Origin of the sequence: Lysinibacillus sp. FSL K6-1151 (genome assembly GCF_038630755.1) — a bacterium.
In the GTDB taxonomy this organism is placed as follows: domain Bacteria; phylum Bacillota; class Bacilli; order Bacillales_A; family Planococcaceae; genus Lysinibacillus; species Lysinibacillus fusiformis_D.
In genome coordinates, this window is sequence record NZ_CP152040.1 from 1,477,502 (window position 1) to 1,495,113 (window position 17,612).

At 38.5% G+C, this 17,612-nt stretch carries 18 protein-coding genes and 1 pseudogene; 13 read left to right on the top strand and 6 right to left on the bottom strand.

The annotated features are described in order from the left end of the window. Positions 1-52 precede the first annotated feature (52 nt). Positions 53-237: pseudogene (locus tag MHI04_RS06975) on the top strand (IS3 family transposase); the annotation flags it as partial. Positions 238-319: 82 nt separating this feature from the next. Here the strand turns inward: MHI04_RS06975 and MHI04_RS06980 are convergent. Together MHI04_RS06980 and MHI04_RS06985 are read right to left on the bottom strand one after the other, a co-directional pair. Continuing rightward, a complete protein-coding gene (locus MHI04_RS06980; protein ID WP_330493522.1) occupies positions 320-865 on the bottom strand; it encodes a GNAT family protein in 546 nt (181 codons plus the stop codon). Between the two features lie 16 nt (positions 866-881). Further along, on the bottom strand, positions 882-1,706 hold the full coding sequence (locus MHI04_RS06985; protein ID WP_036126881.1) for a methyl-accepting chemotaxis protein: 825 nt from the start codon (positions 1,704-1,706) through the stop codon (positions 882-884). A gap of 300 nt (positions 1,707-2,006) precedes the next feature. Here MHI04_RS06985 and MHI04_RS06990 point away from each other — a divergent pair, with 300 nt between their 5' ends. After that, positions 2,007-3,212, top strand: a complete 1,206-nt coding sequence (locus tag MHI04_RS06990) for an MFS transporter (RefSeq protein WP_058844232.1) — start codon at positions 2,007-2,009, stop codon at positions 3,210-3,212. 24 nt (positions 3,213-3,236) lie between these two features. Further along, positions 3,237-3,965, top strand: coding sequence for a sulfite exporter TauE/SafE family protein (locus MHI04_RS06995; protein ID WP_342535447.1), 729 nt, complete (start codon positions 3,237-3,239; stop codon positions 3,963-3,965). Positions 3,966-4,149: 184 nt separating this feature from the next. On the opposite strand, the gene MHI04_RS07000 is transcribed toward MHI04_RS06995, so the two are convergent. The 3 genes from MHI04_RS07000 to MHI04_RS07010 all read right to left on the bottom strand — a co-directional run bounded on the left by MHI04_RS07000 (position 4,150) and on the right by MHI04_RS07010 (position 6,068). Then, positions 4,150-4,932 (bottom strand): SDR family oxidoreductase, encoded by a 783-nt coding sequence (locus MHI04_RS07000; protein ID WP_080717138.1) that lies wholly within the window; start codon positions 4,930-4,932, stop codon positions 4,150-4,152. A 165-nt stretch (positions 4,933-5,097) separates the two neighbouring features. After that, complete coding sequence (locus MHI04_RS07005) at positions 5,098-5,691, bottom strand: hypothetical protein (protein ID WP_058844234.1); 594 nt, start codon at positions 5,689-5,691, stop codon at positions 5,098-5,100. Between the two features lie 128 nt (positions 5,692-5,819). Further along, positions 5,820-6,068: a ferredoxin gene (locus tag MHI04_RS07010; RefSeq protein WP_004232564.1), complete on the bottom strand. Its 249-nt coding sequence runs from the start codon at positions 6,066-6,068 to the stop codon at positions 5,820-5,822. Between the two features lie 106 nt (positions 6,069-6,174). On the opposite strand from MHI04_RS07010, the gene MHI04_RS07015 reads away from it, so the two are divergent. From MHI04_RS07015 to MHI04_RS07045, 7 genes are all read left to right on the top strand, one after another. Continuing rightward, positions 6,175-7,206: a helix-turn-helix domain-containing protein gene (locus tag MHI04_RS07015; RefSeq protein WP_342535448.1), complete on the top strand. Its 1,032-nt coding sequence runs from the start codon at positions 6,175-6,177 to the stop codon at positions 7,204-7,206. After that, a complete protein-coding gene (locus tag MHI04_RS07020) occupies positions 7,207-8,649 on the top strand; it encodes an ATP-dependent DNA helicase RecQ (protein ID WP_342535449.1) in 1,443 nt (480 codons plus the stop codon). It begins immediately after the preceding gene. A gap of 86 nt (positions 8,650-8,735) precedes the next feature. Next, a complete protein-coding gene (locus MHI04_RS07025) occupies positions 8,736-9,434 on the top strand; it encodes a LysM peptidoglycan-binding domain-containing protein (protein WP_342535450.1) in 699 nt (232 codons plus the stop codon). 144 nt (positions 9,435-9,578) lie between these two features. Then, positions 9,579-10,334 (top strand): metallophosphoesterase, encoded by a 756-nt coding sequence (locus MHI04_RS07030; protein WP_036126801.1) that lies wholly within the window; start codon positions 9,579-9,581, stop codon positions 10,332-10,334. A 113-nt stretch (positions 10,335-10,447) separates the two neighbouring features. Further along, positions 10,448-11,413 (top strand): YpdA family putative bacillithiol disulfide reductase, encoded by a 966-nt coding sequence (locus MHI04_RS07035; protein WP_036126799.1) that lies wholly within the window; start codon positions 10,448-10,450, stop codon positions 11,411-11,413. Positions 11,414-11,471: 58 nt separating this feature from the next. Further along, positions 11,472-12,032 carry a glycerol-3-phosphate acyltransferase gene (locus MHI04_RS07040; RefSeq protein WP_330493529.1) on the top strand — a complete coding sequence of 187 codons (561 nt, stop codon included), beginning with the start codon at positions 11,472-11,474 and terminating at the stop codon, positions 12,030-12,032. 4 nt (positions 12,033-12,036) lie between these two features. Then, the gene (locus MHI04_RS07045; protein ID WP_342535451.1) at positions 12,037-13,593 is read left to right on the top strand and encodes an aminotransferase class V-fold PLP-dependent enzyme; all 1,557 of its coding nucleotides are present in this window, start codon (positions 12,037-12,039) and stop codon (positions 13,591-13,593) included. 13 nt (positions 13,594-13,606) lie between these two features. Here MHI04_RS07045 and MHI04_RS07050 read toward each other — a convergent pair whose 3' ends face one another. Next, positions 13,607-14,575: an asparaginase gene (locus MHI04_RS07050; protein WP_036126794.1), complete on the bottom strand. Its 969-nt coding sequence runs from the start codon at positions 14,573-14,575 to the stop codon at positions 13,607-13,609. Positions 14,576-14,660: 85 nt separating this feature from the next. On the opposite strand from MHI04_RS07050, the gene prsW reads away from it, so the two are divergent. The 3 genes from prsW (at position 14,661) to MHI04_RS07065 (ending at position 17,542) form a co-directional block, all read left to right on the top strand. Next, the gene (gene prsW / locus MHI04_RS07055; protein WP_036126792.1) at positions 14,661-15,335 is read left to right on the top strand and encodes a glutamic-type intramembrane protease PrsW; all 675 of its coding nucleotides are present in this window, start codon (positions 14,661-14,663) and stop codon (positions 15,333-15,335) included. 98 nt (positions 15,336-15,433) lie between these two features. Continuing rightward, positions 15,434-16,243, top strand: coding sequence for a spore cortex-lytic enzyme (sleB, locus tag MHI04_RS07060; protein ID WP_036126789.1), 810 nt, complete (start codon positions 15,434-15,436; stop codon positions 16,241-16,243). A 15-nt stretch (positions 16,244-16,258) separates the two neighbouring features. Next, the gene (locus MHI04_RS07065; protein WP_036126787.1) at positions 16,259-17,542 is read left to right on the top strand and encodes a PepSY1/2 domain-containing protein; all 1,284 of its coding nucleotides are present in this window, start codon (positions 16,259-16,261) and stop codon (positions 17,540-17,542) included. Positions 17,543-17,612 lie beyond the last annotated feature (70 nt).

Genomic DNA, 17,612 nt, shown 5'->3' on the forward strand with positions numbered 1-17,612 from the left:
GGAGCCGTTTTACGCTATTTAAACGGCAAAGAAGGTTATAGAGAAATGGGGGAAATTATCATCTGCTGATAATACCCTTATTAAATCGTTTCTTCTACATTAAAATCTGAAACGTTCTATTTAGACAATTGAAAGCGTACTATGACGGCAATCGTCAAACAAACTGTCAAAGACTATATAAATTTTGATAATGATATCCGAATACAAGCGACACTAAACAACCAGTCGCCGATTTAGTACCGACAACTGATTGGATAATGCTTTTTGATCCCTGTCTTATATTGGGGCAGTCTCAAATTGATTCATCAGGACGCTACTATTATTTTTGTTGCTGCCATTCACTTACAAGCATGCCGTATACAACATGATCCACATAATGGTCATAGAGCCATTCTGCTGAGCGAATCGTACCTTCTTTTATTAGGCCAAGTCGTTCGGGTATTGCACGGCTTTTGTGATTGGTTTCAGCAACACGAATTTCCACTTTATGCAGCTGCAATGTTTCAAAGGCATATTGTAAGAGGGCTTTTACCGTTTTTGTCATAATGCCATGCCCCTGAGCACCTTCACTTAGCCAATAGCCGATCGTACCAATGTTATTATTCGGATTAATGGCATTAAAGCCAGCTATGCCGACGATTTCATGGTTAAAAAGAATAACGAGGGAGAGACTACTTTTTGATTCATGTCCTTTAATACAGCCCTCAATATAAGCTTTCGTGTCTGCCACTTCCTTCGTGTAATCCAACCATGGTAGCCATTCTTTTAGATACTCTCTAGAGGCATCTGTTAAGGTAAAAACCTTTTCTGCATCCTCCAAGGTGATTGTACGTAAAGATAGATCTTGGTCAATGGTTATTTGCATCTTGTGGACCTCCCAATTATTTTAATGCATCGTGCATAAAGCCCTTCATTTCGCGGCTTAGTACAGTCAGCTCTTCAATGATTTCGCTAAAATCCTGTACAAGCTGTGCTTGCTCATTCGTTGCATCATTGATTTGTCCCATATTTTGCTTTAAGTTTTCAAGATTTCTATTAATATTACGTAAGGAAGATTCTATATTTTCGGTAGCACTAGATGTCTCAAAGGATAATTTTCGAACTTCCTGTGCCACAATATTAAAGCCAGCACCATGCTGTCCAGCGCGAGCAGCCTCTATGGATGCATTTAAACCAAGTAAATTGGTTTGGCGGGAAATGCTTTTGATTAAATCCGTTACGGCATTGGTTTTTTCTGAATCTTCTAGGGCATGCTGTGCCTGCTTATTTATTTCCTCACTAGTAGCCGCTAATTCCTCTGAATGGGAAGCGATTGTGTGGACTTTATCTTGTAGGCTATTGACGATATTATCCATAGTACTCATATAATCTTCGAGTTTAAGCTCATTATCTATTGGTAGGCCAAATGCTAAGGCACCTACTACTTGACCATTTTCACGAATGGGGAATGAAAAAGCATTGATTGCTACGCCGTAAACATCCTTTGGTATAACCACATCTGCATTTTGTCCGTTAAAGGCAATGTAAACATTTTGGTCATTAGCATTTACTTTTTGTCCATCATGATAGCCTGAATCTACACGTTTCCCCGCTAAATACTTGATGACTGTTTCACTATCCTTTTCAATAACAGCTACAATGGCTTCTTGCTTTAATGCAAGGTGAATATAAGGTGCTGCAAGGGCTAAAGCTTCAATAATTTTCATAAAAATTCCTCCAAGTCTAGTCAATGAAAAATGGTTGTGTCATCTGTATTCATTGTGACAATGGTTCTAGATGATTACCTTTACTGTAGCATAATATTTGCCAAGTCAAAATAGTAAATTCCTTTTTATAAATAGCTTTTAAAAAGAGAGTTGGCGTGTTTTGAATGTCAATTAAAATTTGCTTTTTCCTGGTGAAAATGGTGATGAATTTGTCTATTATTTGACGGAGGGATCGTGTGTTTTACGAAATATTGTATTAGAATAATAGTAGTATGTTGAAGAGCTGAAGGAGAGAGAGTCATGGAATATATACAAAAAGGCACGAGAGCGTTTCATAAAGCAAACTGGGCCTTATTTTTGGCAGGCTTTATTACTTTTGCAAATCTCTATATAACGCAGCCATTACTACCGACATTTGCAGATGTGTTTCACGTCTCGCCAGCTGTAGCAAGTTTATCTCTTTCTGTCACTACCTTTGCCTTAGCAGTGAGTTTAATTATTGTTAGTTCTTTATCTGAGGCATGGGGAAGAAAATCATTGATGACGATTTCTATTTTTGCAGCCTCTGTATTGACAGTGGCACTAGCGTTTTCACCTAACTTTGAAATAATTTTAGGATTGCGTGTGCTACAAGGCATCGTTTTTGCAGGTTTACCGGCAATTGCCATGGCTTATTTGGGGGAGGAAATGGAACCAGCAAGCTTAGGTGTTGCCATGGGCTTATACATTAGTGGTAATTCTGTGGGAGGGCTTAGTGGACGAGTCATTATCGGGACATTAACGGACCATTATAACTGGCATATAGGGATGATGGTGCTAGGAGGAATTAGCCTTTTTGTCAGTGTGTTGTTTGTCTGGATGCTGCCAAGCTCCAAGCATTTTAGCCCACGTCCTTTACAATTAAAAGCATTAACTAAAACGCTGTTGCAACATCTGAAGGACCCTTCTATGTTGTGTCTATATGGTATAGGATTTGTTCTAATGGGAAGCTTTGTCACACTTTATAACTATATTGGCTTTCAATTAATGGCCCCTCCCTATAATTTGAGCGCGACCATTGTAGGCTGGATATTTGTCATATATCTAGTAGGGACATTTAGTTCAGCATGGTTTGGTAGCCTAGCCGATCGTTACGGACGCCAACAAATGTTATTACTAGCCATTGCCATTATGTTGGCAGGAGCCATAGTAACACTTAATGGGCTCCTTACTTTAAAAATTATCGGCATTACGGTGTTTACCTTTGGCTTTTTTGCAGCTCATTCTATCGCGAGTGGCTGGGTGAGTAGACGGGCAACACATGATAAAGCGCAAGCATCATCCCTTTATTTATTTTTTTATTATGTTGGTTCGAGTGTTGGCGGGACAGTAGGTGGTGTTTTTTGGATGAAGTATGGCTGGGTAGGTGTGATCGCCATGATTGCTCTATTTTTACTAATTGCTTGCGTGTTATCTTTCTTATTGAAGGAATTGATTGCTAAGCAACATGCTATAACCACTCTATAGTACTAAATGATGTGAGGTGTCGTTTTGCAGGAATTACTTTTGTACTTTTTTATTATACTAACAGCTTCCATTTTGCAAACAAGTACGGGGTTTGGTTTTTCTATCATGGCCACCCCTTTTTTACTGTTGCTTTTTTCTCCGCAAGAGGCAATGCAAATAAATATCGTACTGTCCCTTGTTATTTCATGTTCTCTCATTTGGAAGGTGAGGCATGATATTGATATCGCTTTGCTGAAGAAGATAATAATTGGTAGTGTTGTGGGCGCTCCTTTTGGCAGTATTTTATTTGCCTTAGTCGATGTCACGACATTTAAACTTATTATCGCCATCCTCTTAATAGGTCTTACGTTTCTCTTGATGAAAAATCTCTCCATTCAACAAACAAGTGGTAGAGATTATGGCGTTGGTTTAATCTCAGGAATGTTTACAACAAGTATTGGTATGGCAGGGCCGCCATTGTTGCTGTATTTTGCGAGCACCCATCGAAATAAGGAAACCATTAGAGCTATTTCACTAGCCTATTATATTTTTATCTATCTTATTAGTTTACTATCTCAAGTCACTGTTGAGGGCACAAGTAAACTGGTTTGGATTTATAGTTTGTATGCCTTGCCTATTGTTTTCATCGGCCTTATTTTAGGACAAATCTTGTTTACTAGGCTCAATCAAAAGCTATTTAAATCATTAATTTATCTTCTTTTAATAGCAGCAGGTATAATTTTATTGATACAAACTATATGGACGATGCTATAAAAAAGAATGGAAGAGAATATTTATCTTCCATTCTCATAGTGTTGAGAAACAAAACCATCCATAGCATTTTTGTGAAAGGTGAAAAAGGATTTCCGTTGGAGGCTACTTGCTTTCCTGTGGGCGAGCGCCGAGCTGTTTCCTCCGCTACCGCTCCGTTTAGAGGCTTGCCTGTCTCGCTATATAGTTAACCCATAATATTGTAGCCAGCATCGATGTAAATTGTTTCACCAGTTACACCACGTGAAAGGTGAGATAGCATAACAATCGTCATATCGGCTACTTCATCTTGTTGAACATTCCGTTTTAATGGAGCTGTTTCTTCAATTTTGTGTAAAATTGTATTAAAAGAAGGTACACCTTTTGCAGCAAGTGTACGAATAGCTCCAGCTGAAATGGCATTGACACGAATATTATCCTGACCAATATCAGCAGCAAGATAGCGCATGGAAGCCTCTAATGCAGCCTTTGCTACACCCATAACATTATAGCCGTCAAGCACACGTTCAGCCCCTAAATAACTCATCGTGACAATAGAGCCACCTTCTGTCATATACGGATGAGCCGCTTTTGCTGTTGAAATAAGTGAATAAGCACTTGTATCTTGTGCAAATGCATAGCCTTCACGAGTTGTTTCAAGGAAGCGGTTGTGTAAGTCTTCGGCGTGGGCAAAAGCTACTGAATGCACAATACCATGAATAACGCCAACCTTTGAGCCGATTTCATCGAAAGCTGCTTTTGTACTGTCATCACTATTTACATCGCATTGCACGATGAGTGAATCAGAATGGCCAATTGTGTCTAATTGCTTTTGTAATTTCTTTAATGAGCGTTCTTGTCGATAGGTGAAAATAACATTTGCACCTACGTCAAATAAGCGTTTCGCAATGCCCCAAGCAATACTACGATCATTTGCTACACCCATAACTACAATGTTTTTATCTTTTAATTGTAATAAATTATCCATCATTATAAAGAACTCCTTTGCGAGATAATATCTGTTATTAGTACCAACTACTAAAATCTTATCATACATAAAATATCGTTGCAATAACAAGATGAAAAGAGAAGTCGTTTCATAAGCAAAAAAAATTCATCTCTTTCTTATGAGAGACGAATTAAAGGTAGTCCTATTTTATTTGTTACCATGCTGTTCATACAGATATACTGCTCGATTAACAGCACTGCTGACGGTGATTCTAAAGCTATTTTGTGAGCGAATGACTTGAGCTAGTATTTTGATTGCTCTTGTTTGATCTCGGTGGAATGTAGCATTGTCTGTTTGAAAATCATCCTCTAAATGAGCGAGAAAATATGGTTTTAGGTGTTGAGGGAGTAATAAATCAGCTTCAGAGCTTTTTTCAAGCGTATTGTACACCCACAGGTCTATTGCATTTGCTAATTGGAAAGCGACAAAATACTGTAAATCATCATTCTCAAATCCCTTTGTTTTTTGAATTATTTGAATCTTTTTGAGCTCGTCTATTAAAAATGTATTGATGGAATAGTTAATTGCTTTAGAAGGATTGAGAATGAGTTCATCGTTGAACTGAGATTTTAAGAAAACCCAGTTATTTAACACGATGGCCCATGAATCTAGTGTATTCAAACATTTAGCACAAACATCTGGAAAAACTGGTTGCCATTTAGCAGCAAGATTTTTAAATAAATTCATATGGTCTTGATTAATAAGAAATAAACTATGTTCAACTTGTAGCTGCTTAAACATTATCATTCCTCCAATAGATTGGTATGTATAGCAATAGACCATATGATTATCTCTTGATGCAAATATTTAATACACATAAGAAGGCACCCAAAGTAGGATGCCTTTTAGGGTATACATTTACTTGAAGACTATTCGAATTTTAATGAATCGCCATCGAAAGTTTCGTCGGCTACTTTGATGGAGTCTGTTGGACAACCTTCAAAAGCATCTTGCATATCTTCTAATAGATCTTCTGGTACTTCAGCAGTTCCCATGTTATCATCTAAAATAACGAAGGCAATCCCTTCATCATCATAATCATAAATGTCTGGCGCTGCGGCTCCACATGCGCCACAGGCGATGCATGTATCTTTATCAACTATTGTGTATTTAGCCATTTTTTTCTCTCCTTTAACGATGTTCCTACAAAGCTTCATACTCATTTTAAAGATGTTTATCTTACATTTCAACTTAAATACTATTAAATTGGAGGAATTTGCGTCAATGTTTCATCAAATTTTATTGCAAATCTTTCAAAAACTCCATAAGGAGCGGACAATTTCGGCAGCCTATCATGTCCTAAGAGGAAAGCGTTCAGGCCAGACAATTCAAGATATTGGTCTTTTTCAGTTGCATCCATATTTTGGTCTGTTGCCGAAACTACCTCGTGCCACATTTGACGAGGCGGTTACCTTATTTATGCAATATAGTTGGTTAAACGTGCAGGAATCCGGTCATTTTTACATGGAAAAGTTAGGATTGCAGCGTGCACAGCAAACACCGACCTTTTTCTTTGATGGTTGGCATTATCGAGGGAATGAGCATGTTTTTTATGCAAGGCTTTCTCTCCTTGTCCAAAGCTTGTCACATCAAACTGCAACAGTTCGTTCTTTTTCACCAATCAGTAGGGATCCAGTAATTCAAGCATGGGTGCGCTCTTTTTTACAGGAGCATCATTACAAGGAGGGTCATTTGCAGCAACAATTAGTGGTAGAATGTACAAATGTACTCCAAACGATCCCTGTTTCAGATGCCAACAAACAGCTTGTTCTTTACCGCCTCAGTGGTTATCGATTACCAGGCTGGACTTGGCAACAGCTTGCATTTGAACGGAAGGAGAACGTGTTAGATAGTCAATTAGCATTTATAGAAACACTACATATATTATTAAATGAAGTGCAACAAAAATTAAATGATTACCCACTGCTTGGTCGAGTGGCTGAAGGGTTAAAAGTGACAATTTTATTAACTGATTCTGCCCAGCAAACAGCACAGTTATATGAGCAAGGCTATTCAATGGAGGAAATTGTACAAAAGCGAAAATTAAAACAAAGTACAATTGAGGATCATTTTGTAGAATTAGCCATGTATGAACCGAACTTTTCTATTGGACCATTCGTCTCATATGAAGAAGCACAAAAAGTTTGGCAGGTATCCAAGCAATATCAAACAAAAAAATTGAAAATATTACATGAAGCATTAGAGGACATGAGTTATTTTCAATTAAGGCTTGTCCTTGCGAAAGGAGAAGTTTAAATGGAACTTGAACAATTATTGCACAAGCATTTTGGTTATTCATCATTTCGACCAGGGCAGAAAGAAGTCATTGAAGCTTTGCTGCAAGAGCAAGACGTTATTGCCTTATTGCCGACAGGAATGGGGAAATCACTCTGCTACCAGCTTCCAGCCTATATATTAGAAAAGCCTGTCTTAATTGTGTCGCCATTACTTTCATTAATGCAGGATCAGGTAGAAGAGCTGAAGCGTTTTGGAGAAAAGAGAGTGATCGCTTTAAATTCTTTTTTATCCCAAACAGAAAAACGCTATGTACTACATTATCTAGAGCAGTATCGGTTTATCTTTACCTCACCAGAAATGTTATTACAGCAGCAGGTACAAGAGAAATTAGCGCAAATGAAGCTTGGCTTAATCGTAGTGGATGAAGCGCACTGTATATCACAATGGGGCTTTGATTTTCGACCGGATTATTTACGAATTGGTGAATGGTTTTCGAGGGGAAATCGCCCGCCAATATTGGCGCTATCTGCCACAGCAACGGATAAGGTCGTTCAAGATATACGTGAGACCCTATCACTCAAGACGCCATTTGAATTTATGTATAATGTTGACCGTGCAAATATTCATTTAGGTCGTATAGTAGTAGAGGATAAGGCTGATAAAGCTAGGTGGCTCATGCAGCATATTAAAGAAACAGCAGGGCCAGGTATTTTGTATGTATCTTCACGCAAACGTGCGCAGCAATATAGTGAAGCCCTTTTACAAGCAGGTATTCGCACCGCAGCATACCATGCAGGCTATGGAGCAGAAGACCGTCAGTTTATTCAGCAGCAGTTTATAGATGGTGAAATGGATTGGATAGTCGCCACGAATGCTTTTGGTATGGGCATCAATAAACTTAATATACGTCAGGTTATACATGAATCGATGCCTGCCAACATAGCGAATTATATGCAGGAAATAGGTCGTGCAGGGCGTGATGGTCAGTCTGCACTTGCCATTTTGCTGTATAGTGAGGGGGATGAAGAGCTAGCGAAATTTGTTGTGACAGGTGATTTGCCGACACCACACCATGTTGATCGCTATCAGGAGCTGCTTTCCCAGCAAATACAGCCAACACAGATGCTGAAAAATGGTGAGCTGAGCGAGACAGCTTTTCGTGTGCTGGATTATTGGGTGCAACAAGAATCTAGTGAACAAGTGAAGGCTCGATTAAATCATTTAGCCCTAGAGAAATACAGTGCGGTGAACGAAATGCTAAAAATCATTCAGACAAAAGACTGTATTCGTGAACATTTAGTCGGGTATTTTGGGCAAAAATTGCAGAAAAAGCCGCAAAACTGTTGTGAAAATTGTGGAATCCATTATGATGAAATCAAGAAAACACGCTTACAAGAAGATAAGAAAATTGAAATGGTTTCGTGGGAAAGTCGATTGCAGCAACTTTTAATGGGTATTTAGACTAAAACTGACGGTCATTTACTTTTTTCGTAAAATTCGTCATAATAGACATGATAGAAAGCGTAGTAAGGTTGGGGGAAAGGCGAATGAATAAAGAAGATTATCGCGATAAAATAGAAGAACATCGTCAATCATTTGAAGATGAACAAAATGAACAGCAATCCTTATCAAGAGTTTCCAGAATGAATAAAAATGGCAATAAAAATAAAAAGCCAAAAAATACAAGACGGAAAACACCGTTAATGACGATTTTGTTTGTTATTTTTATCCTAATTCCATTAACAATTCTTATTTATTTTTGGAAATTTTATGAGCCAGGAAAAACGATTGAACAAGCTGAAAAAGATACAGCAGAACAGGTCGTCGAATTAGATCCTTCCGAGTCATCTGCATCTGATAAAGAGAAAGATAAAGGTAAGGGACAAGACGATCAAGGAGATAAAAAAGCACAGGAGCAATCTCAAAAAGATGCAGACAAATTAGCAGCTGAACAAAAGGCTGCGGAAGAAGCAAAAAAAGCTGAGGAAGCGAAAAAAGCCGAAGAAGCTAGAATAGCACAACAACAGGCAGAGGCAGCAAGAAAAGCAGAAGAGGCGAAAAAAGCCGAAGAAGCGAAACAAAATGCTAAAGCCACTACACATACTGTCAAAGCGAATGAGAACTTATACCGAATCGCATTGAATCATTATGGCGATGGTAGTGAGGCGACATTAGCTAAAATTCGTGCTTTCAATGGTATGTCTTCAAATACGGTCAGGGTTGGGCAAGTAATTAGGCTACCTTAATAAGATTTTTTAATGGTTATATAGTTTTTCTAGTATAAAATAACAGACAAACGTTCACACCAAAACGTACGTCTGATTTAGCGAAAAGGCGATTCTTCTTAAGAAATGAATCGCCTTTTTGCTGTCGTAAGGAGAAGTGAGGAAATGCTATATATAGGGCTATTTCTTTTAGTTGTCATCGCCTTTCTACTTTATATGTGGAAGGTAGCGCATGAAAATAATGTATTACATCACCAGCTTTCATTACACGGTGAACAGGAACAGGTACGATTATTTTTTATTTCAGATGTACATTTACGTAAAATAAATAAAAAAATGATTGCACAATTAGAGGGACATTTTGATGCTGTGATTATTGGTGGTGACTTTGCAGATAGCCGCACACCTATTGAACGGATTCATGAAAATTTGACTTTATTAAAGTCTATCGCACCAATCTATTTTGTGTGGGGCAATAATGACAGAGAAATTGGAGAAGAAAGGCTAAAGGACATTTTACAGGCCTATCAGGTTCAAATCATTGTCAATGATGCTGTGCTACTTCCTGTAAAAAATCGTTTTTGGTTAAGTGCAATTGAAGATACAACAGTGAAAGAATATAGCTTTGAAAAGGCCTTTGAAAAGGTAGGAGAGCAGGATTTAGTTGTTTTCATTGCACATAACCCAGGTGTTTTTGCCAAAGTTCGAGCAAAGTTCCGAGCAGATTTAATGATGGGGGGACATTTACATGGGGGGCAGATTCGATTCGGTCCTTATGGTGTTCATCCCAACGGTTCCTATCGACAGCGTGATGGTGTCATGACCTTAGTAAGTAATGGCTATGGCACGACATTAGTGCCTTTTCGACTTGGCGCAAAACCTCAATGTCATATTATTGACATTGATATTTCGAGTAAATAACCAACCAATTCTTGTGAGAAGGCGTATAATAAAAAGGTATCGTCTATTCTATAATTATGTGAAAGCATGAAGCAGCAACTAATGCTGTTCAAATTCGATTGGAGTGTCAAGAAATGCAGCAAGCAGATGCAATTATTGTTGGAGGTGGCCCATGTGGCTTAGCAGCAGCAATAGCTTTGCAAAATATTGGATTACAACCTATTGTGATCGAAAAGGGCAATATCGTGAATGCCATCTATCACTATCCTACACATCAAACTTTTTTCAGTACAAGTGAACGTTTAGCTATTGGTGACGTACCTTTTATTATTGAAGGCCGTAAACCAAAACGAAACCAAGCACTTGTTTACTATCGAGAGGTTGTCCGCTTGAAAAATATACAAGTAAATCGCTTTGAAAAAGTGCAAAGTGTTGTGAAAAATAACGATGTGTTCACTGTCACATCTGATAAAGATACGTATGAAACGCCGTATGTAGTAATTGCAACGGGCTATTACGATCACCCGAATTATATAAATATTAAGGGTGAACAGTTACCCAAAGTATTCCATTACTTTAAAGAGGGACATGAATTTTTTGATACGGATGTACTTGTTATTGGTGGCAAAAATTCAGCTATAGATGCTGCGTTGGAATTAAATAAAGCAGGCGCTCGTGTAACAGTTGTCTATCGTGGTAGTGAATATTCTTCAAGCATCAAACCGTGGGTCTTACCTGAATTTGAAGGGGTAGTCAAAACGGGAGAAGTTGACATGCGTTTTAATACGAATGTGCTAGAAATTCGTGAGCATGAAGTGGTTTTAGAAGTAGCTGGGCAAGAGCAAGTAGTAAAAAATGATTTCGTTTTTGCTATGACTGGCTACCATCCAGATCACACTTTTGTCAAAGCGATGGGCGTTGAGATTGATGAAGAAACAGGGCGTCCTTTTGTTACGCCAGAAACGATGGAAACTAATGTCGAGGGCTTATTCATTGCGGGAGTTATTGCAGCAGGGAATAATGCCAATGAAATTTTTATCGAAAATGGGCGTTTCCATGGTGAATGTATTGCTCGAATTATTGAGCAAAGAAAAAAATAATGACCGAGGCTGTATAGGCATCTAGCTTATACAGCCTTTTTAGTAAGGAGGAATCACATTGATTGGGTTGTATTGGGCCCTTAGCTATTTAATGGGAAACTTCATGACAGCTTATTTCGTTGGTAAGGTGTATGGTGTCAATTTGCAGGCAGAGCGTAGTAAAAACTTGGGCGCACGTAATGCAGGAAGTGTTATTGGAAAAGCGGCCTTTGTTTGGACTTTTCTTGGTGATGCACTGAAAGGAGTACTAGTCGTTTGGTTAGGGTATTTGTGGCAATTAGAAGAATGGGTCATGATTGGTGGAGCTGCATGGGTAATAGCCGGACACTTATTTCCTATCTGGTTGAAATTTAATGGCGGAAAAGGTGTGGCTACTTTTATCGGTGTTGGAATCGCCTTATCACCGAGCCTATTTTTATGGATGATTATTGGTACTATGCTTTCGCTTGTCTTTATACGAAGTTTGACACTTAGTATGGTTGGAGGCTTTATTTTCTATATAGGGGCTATTATTCAGGCGGGGAAATTAGAGCCATATGGACTGCTCATTATAGCAATCATGTGCATGCTCATCAAGCATATGTCTAATATTCAGGAATCGTTAAAAAGAAGGAAGTGAAGAGATGTATTGGTGTAAAATTGCCCAAACAAATGCCGAGTTTGAGGCTATCGCTCGATTGAATTATGAAACATTTGTTGAAGAGATTCCACAGCATGAAGCGAATTCGACAAGAATAAAAGTTGATCGATTTCATCAGGAGAATACATATGTCGTTGTGTATAAGGAAACAGAATTAATTGGAATGGTCGCGTTTAGAGATCAACGACCGTTCTCGATTGATGAAAAAATTGGCGAGATTGAGGGATATTTACCTAAAGAAAATTGTGTGAAACCTTGCGAAATTCGATTACTTTCAGTGAAAAAGGGTTATCGAACGGGGCGGGTACTATTGAAACTTACACAAGCTTTAACTACCTTTGCCTACGAAAAAGGCTATACAGCAGCAGTAATTTCAGGGACAACAAGAGAAGAAAAGCTGTATAAGCAGATGGGCTTTAAACAATTTGCACCAGCTGTAGGAGCAAAAGATGCAATATTTTTACCGATGGTGCTAACAAGACATGAATTTGAACAATCATTACAACATAGACTAGCGACGGGACAGTTTACATTTTATCCAGGACCTGTGAAGCAATTGGAGATGAGTAATTATTCAGATTTATCGCACCGATCGTTACCATTTTATGCACTTTATGAACGAGTGCAAAAAAAGCTACTGCATTTATCGAATGCCAATTATATTGGTGTAATCGTTGGTACGGGAACATTGGCAAATGAAGTGATGCTGGCCCAATTAAAGGCGCAACAATTAGGGAAAGGGCTTATTTTAACAAATGGTGAATTTGGCGAACGTTTACGGAAGCAAGCTACTCGCTGGTCATTATCGTTTGATGTAGTGGAGAAAGACTGGGGGACAGCGTTTGATGGAGATGAGGTGGCGTCACTGCTTGAAACGGGGGCTTATCAGTGGATGCTAGCAGTGCATGGTGAGACTTCCACAGGGACTTGTAATGATTTAGAGCATTTGAGTGAGCTAGCTAAGCAATACCATGTAAAGCTATGTATAGATAGTATCAGTACGTTTGGTGCCATGCCATTTTCTTTACAAGACTGTTATTTGGCTACAGCAGTGAGTGGCAAAGCCATCGGTGCGTTAAGCGGGCTAGCATTTGTGTTTTCACAATCCCTTGTACCACCAGCTGCTACATTACCTACTTATCTTGATTTAGCAAATTATCAGCAAGGTGCCATACCATTTACACTACCTGCAATGTTATTGGGTAATGTTGAGGTGGCATTACAAGCCTATCCAGCACGCTATGAGCAGCTGCAGCAACGCTTTCAGGCACTGCTGCAGCTTCCCATCATGCAATATCAATACCGAACAGTCCACTATCCAATGCTTGTAACTGTTCGATTGCCAAGTACTTATTCTAACCTACCCATTGATCTAGCATTAAATGGTCTATTGGTTCATGGTGAAAGTCATTATTTACAACAAAGGGGATTCATTCAATTTTCCGTAATACAACCAGATTTCGACGAAGCCTTAGCTCGTCTTCGTGAAATATTGTACTACTATGAACAAGTGATAGCGGCAGAGCAAAGTACCAGCTAAAAATATATTGCCTTTACAGGAAAAAGTCCTTTAAGTTAATAGGCGTGCCTGTAGTGTTTAGACCTATTAACAATTTTAAGCGTGCCTTTTGGCCATTAATACCTGTGGCGAAAATTGCACCTAAGTCTTCCAGCATTTTCCCTCCACCAATGTAGCCATAAACACCCTCTGCAATCCCATTGAAGCAGCGGGATACGAGCACTACTGGAATGTCTCGCTGTAAGAGGCTTTCAATTCCTTTTACTACAGATGGAGGGACATTCCCTTGACCTAGTCCTTCCAGTACGACGCCATCATATTTGCATGCAAGCACGATATCTAGTAAATCTTCCTCCATTCCAGCATACACTTTTAACATCGCCACGCGCTTGGATAAATTGTTAACATCTACATATTGTCGACGAATGGGTGCATGATGGAATAGGATACGTGATTTTGTAATTAATCCAATCGGCCCATACTGTGGAGATTGGAAAGTATTCACTGAGCTCGTGCTTGTTTTAGTTGTGTTAACAGCAAGATGAACCTCATCATTCATGACAACAAGTACCCCTTTATTACGTGCTTCTTCATCGACGGCTACTCGGACTGCTTCCACTAAATTATAAATGCCATCTGCCCCTAGTTCGTTAGAAGAGCGCATGGCACCTGTCAGTACAATGGGGATGTCTAAGTTCGTTGTTAGTTCTAAGAAATAGGCAGTTTCTTCTAAAGTATCCGTACCATGTGTGATGACAACACCATCGATTGGCTGTGCTGTCATTTGCTCCATAATCACGTTGCGCAATTGTAGCATTTCCTTCGGTGTGATATGTGGAGAAGGAAGGTTAAAAGCTTCTATTTCGATGATGCTTGCAAGTGAAGCTAGTTTATTACTTTCCTTCATAAGGGGATTTTCTTCATTCGGCATGACTGCTCCTTCAGCACTCATAGCCATGGAGATTGTGCCGCCAGTATGAATTAATAAAATTGTTTTTTTCATAAAAAATAAAATCTCCTTTTAAAAAGTTTTTTTGTCATTACATGGTATAATAATAGCAGTCTAATTGTTGAAAGGAGCCGGCATCATGATCATTTTATTATCTGCTGCCATTGCTCCCGGTCTAGCGCTTTTTAGTTATTTCTATTTGCGCAATCAGATGGCTACGGAGCCAAGAAGAACTTTACTACAAACGTTTTTATACGGTGCATTCTTAACGTTCCCAATCATGTTTTTACAGTATGTATTAACAGAGGAAGGGGTTTTTCGATATCTTTATCTTCAAGACGTTCTTTTTTCTAGTGTCATTGAAGAGTTTTTTAAATGGTTTGTGCTATTAATTGCAATCTATAATCATGTAGAATTTGATGACCCATACGATGGTATATTATATGGTGCCAGCATATCACTTGGTTTTGCTACGATTGAAAATGTACTCTATTTACTGTCCTTTGGCTTGGACACGGCATTCATGCGAGCCTTATTACCAGTATCGAGCCATGCATTGTTTGGTGTCGTAATGGGCTATTATTATGGACGGGCTAAGTTTTCAAAGCTTGTTAAGACGAAAGAAATGATTGCTATGGCGCTCTGTGCACCAGTTGTACTTCACATTCTATACAATACAATATTATCATTCAAAGGTCACTGGGTTTATTTAATGATACCTTTTATGTTGTTTTTATGGTGGTTTGGCTTGCGCAAAGTAAAACTTGCTCATTACCATCTGGTACAACATCTCCATATGCAAAAGAAAATTTAAAGCGTAGAAATCGTCAAAGATTTCTACGCTTTATTTCTTTTTAAGCATGTATAAATTACTCCTTTTGTTTCAAGCTATAAAAAAAAGGAGTGATAAAAGTGCGTTTAGTAAGCATACTTTTTGCTTTGATATTAGGAATTAGTATAATTGCGATTCCTCAAAATGATGCCAATGCATTTAGCGATCAGCAAATTACTCGTGGTGCCTATGGAGATGATGTTATTGAATTACAGGCTAGGCTACAATACTTAGGTTTTTATAAGAGTAAAATTGATGGCAAATTTGGCTATAACACATACTGGGCTTTGCGTAATTTCCAAGAGAATTATGGTTTGCCAGTAGACGGAATTGCCGGCACTAAGACAAAAAAAGCATTAGCAGGCAATTCTGATTATGATGAAAAATGGGTTAAGGCACAATTGAATGCAGGAAATCAATTTACTTACTATGGTGGTAAGCCACTTGATCAACAAGTGAAAAAAGGCACTGGCGGTGGTAATAGCAGTGGAAGTAGCAATAAGAATGGTACACAGACACAGGTTCCACCAAAATATACGGAACGAGATTTACAATTAATAGCCAATGCCGTTTATGGAGAAGCTAGGGGAGAACCTTATGAGGGGCAAGTAGCAGTAGCGGCCGTTATTTTGAACCGCTTGGAAAGCCCAGATTTCCCGAATACTATTTCAGGTATTATCTTCCAACCGTTAGCGTTTACAGCAGTAGCAGATGGTCAAATTTGGCTAGAACCAAATGAACGTGCAAAAGAAGCTGTTATTGATGCTATGAACGGCTGGGACCCATCTGAAAATGCATTGTATTATTTCAATCCTAAAACAGCAACAAGTAAATGGATTTGGTCACGCCCACAAATTAAACAAATAGGAGAGCATATTTTCTGTTCATAGGAAGGAGGAACATAGATGAAAACTTGGCTCGTGGTCTTAACAATCGCTGTCATTGGATTAGGAGCATATAGTATTAATTTACATGGAGATAAAGAAGATTTACAACGTACCGTGCTCGCACAGTATACAGATAAGTTAACAGATGCTTCTGAAAAACTGTCCCATCTTCAGCGTTCAGTATCGCAATCCCTCTTGTTTCAAGACGAGCAGGCGATTCACAATGAGCTAGACTCAGTTTGGCGTTTAAGCTCAGAAGTTCGTTCTTCTATTGCAAATATTCCTATTGGACAAGAATTATCGAATCAATGGATGAATTACTTAGGGCGACTTGGCGATGAAGCTAAAAGAACAGCCAAAACAGGTGATTATGATGCTTGGCGTGAAAAGATGCCACAGGTGTCAACCAATTTACAGTCTCTTTCTGATGAATGGACAGCTGCAACCGTTGATTTTTATAAGCATGATGGAAAAATGGATATTTGGCTACAGCAAGTAGATAATAAAAATCCAAATACACAATTTGATACTGTGAAAGATACGTTAAAAGGCTATGGTGAAAAGGATTTCCCATTAACTTTATCTGAATCTGATTGGCAGAAAAAAATTGAGTTAAAGGCATTGCAGGATGCCGTTATTACCGAAAAAGAAGCACTAGAAAAAGTGAAATATTTATTCCCAGTCATTAAAGATGCTACATTCACTGTCACAAAAAGTAGTGATACAGCACCATATCCTTTCTATCATATCCAATTCCACCAAGGGATACGTCTAGGGTATGTTGATTTAACAGAAAAGGGTGGCCATTTATTATCCTATTTAGTAGAACGACCTGTTGATGAAGCTAAGCTATCACAAGAAGAAGTTCTTAAAAAGGCACAAGATTATGTTAAGAAATTAGGCATGAAGGATGTAGCCTATGTGGAATCACGTGAAAACCACCAAGCATGGCATGTGACATTTGCCCGTGTAAATCCAGGCGATAATGCGTTAATTTATGCTGACGGTGTGCAATTAAAATTAGCGAAAGATACAGGTGAGCTATTAGGTGCTAATGCGATGGAATATATTCAAGAAGAGAATATCAAACCGCAAACTGCTAAGCCTATTGATTGGAAAACGTTCTTCCAGGACGATATTCAAGTACAAGAAGTAAAAAATATTTATACAGATAATGGACAATTTGAACAACGTCTTTGCTATGAGGTCATTGCATTACGTGACGGAAATACACAAGAAACATTCCGAATCGTTATTGATGCGGAAAATCACAACGTATTAAAAGTAGAATATCTCACTTAGTAATAAGAAAATACTACCAATTTTTATAGCCAAAATAAACATCTCATGAGATAATTAAACTATAATTTTC

What these genes read in the sequence shown, in the direction of transcription:
- MHI04_RS07065 (WP_036126787.1), top strand. Translation starts at nt 16,259, where the DNA reads ATGAAAACTTGGCTCGTGGTCTTAACAATCGCTGTCATTGGATTAGGA.
- MHI04_RS07010 (WP_004232564.1), bottom strand. Translation starts at nt 6,068, where the DNA reads ATGGCTAAATACACAATAGTTGATAAAGATACATGCATCGCCTGTGGC.
- MHI04_RS07025 (WP_342535450.1), top strand. Translation starts at nt 8,736, where the DNA reads ATGAATAAAGAAGATTATCGCGATAAAATAGAAGAACATCGTCAATCA.
- MHI04_RS07030 (WP_036126801.1), top strand. Translation starts at nt 9,579, where the DNA reads ATGCTATATATAGGGCTATTTCTTTTAGTTGTCATCGCCTTTCTACTT.
- MHI04_RS07005 (WP_058844234.1), bottom strand. Translation starts at nt 5,691, where the DNA reads ATGTTTAAGCAGCTACAAGTTGAACATAGTTTATTTCTTATTAATCAA.
- MHI04_RS06990 (WP_058844232.1), top strand. Translation starts at nt 2,007, where the DNA reads ATGGAATATATACAAAAAGGCACGAGAGCGTTTCATAAAGCAAACTGG.
- MHI04_RS06985 (WP_036126881.1), bottom strand. Translation starts at nt 1,706, where the DNA reads ATGAAAATTATTGAAGCTTTAGCCCTTGCAGCACCTTATATTCACCTT.
- MHI04_RS07050 (WP_036126794.1), bottom strand. Translation starts at nt 14,575, where the DNA reads ATGAAAAAAACAATTTTATTAATTCATACTGGCGGCACAATCTCCATG.
- MHI04_RS07020 (WP_342535449.1), top strand. Translation starts at nt 7,207, where the DNA reads ATGGAACTTGAACAATTATTGCACAAGCATTTTGGTTATTCATCATTT.
- prsW (WP_036126792.1), top strand. Translation starts at nt 14,661, where the DNA reads ATGATCATTTTATTATCTGCTGCCATTGCTCCCGGTCTAGCGCTTTTT.
- MHI04_RS07000 (WP_080717138.1), bottom strand. Translation starts at nt 4,932, where the DNA reads ATGATGGATAATTTATTACAATTAAAAGATAAAAACATTGTAGTTATG.
- MHI04_RS07035 (WP_036126799.1), top strand. Translation starts at nt 10,448, where the DNA reads ATGCAGCAAGCAGATGCAATTATTGTTGGAGGTGGCCCATGTGGCTTA.
- MHI04_RS06980 (WP_330493522.1), bottom strand. Translation starts at nt 865, where the DNA reads ATGCAAATAACCATTGACCAAGATCTATCTTTACGTACAATCACCTTG.
- MHI04_RS07015 (WP_342535448.1), top strand. Translation starts at nt 6,175, where the DNA reads ATGTTTCATCAAATTTTATTGCAAATCTTTCAAAAACTCCATAAGGAG.
- MHI04_RS07045 (WP_342535451.1), top strand. Translation starts at nt 12,037, where the DNA reads ATGTATTGGTGTAAAATTGCCCAAACAAATGCCGAGTTTGAGGCTATC.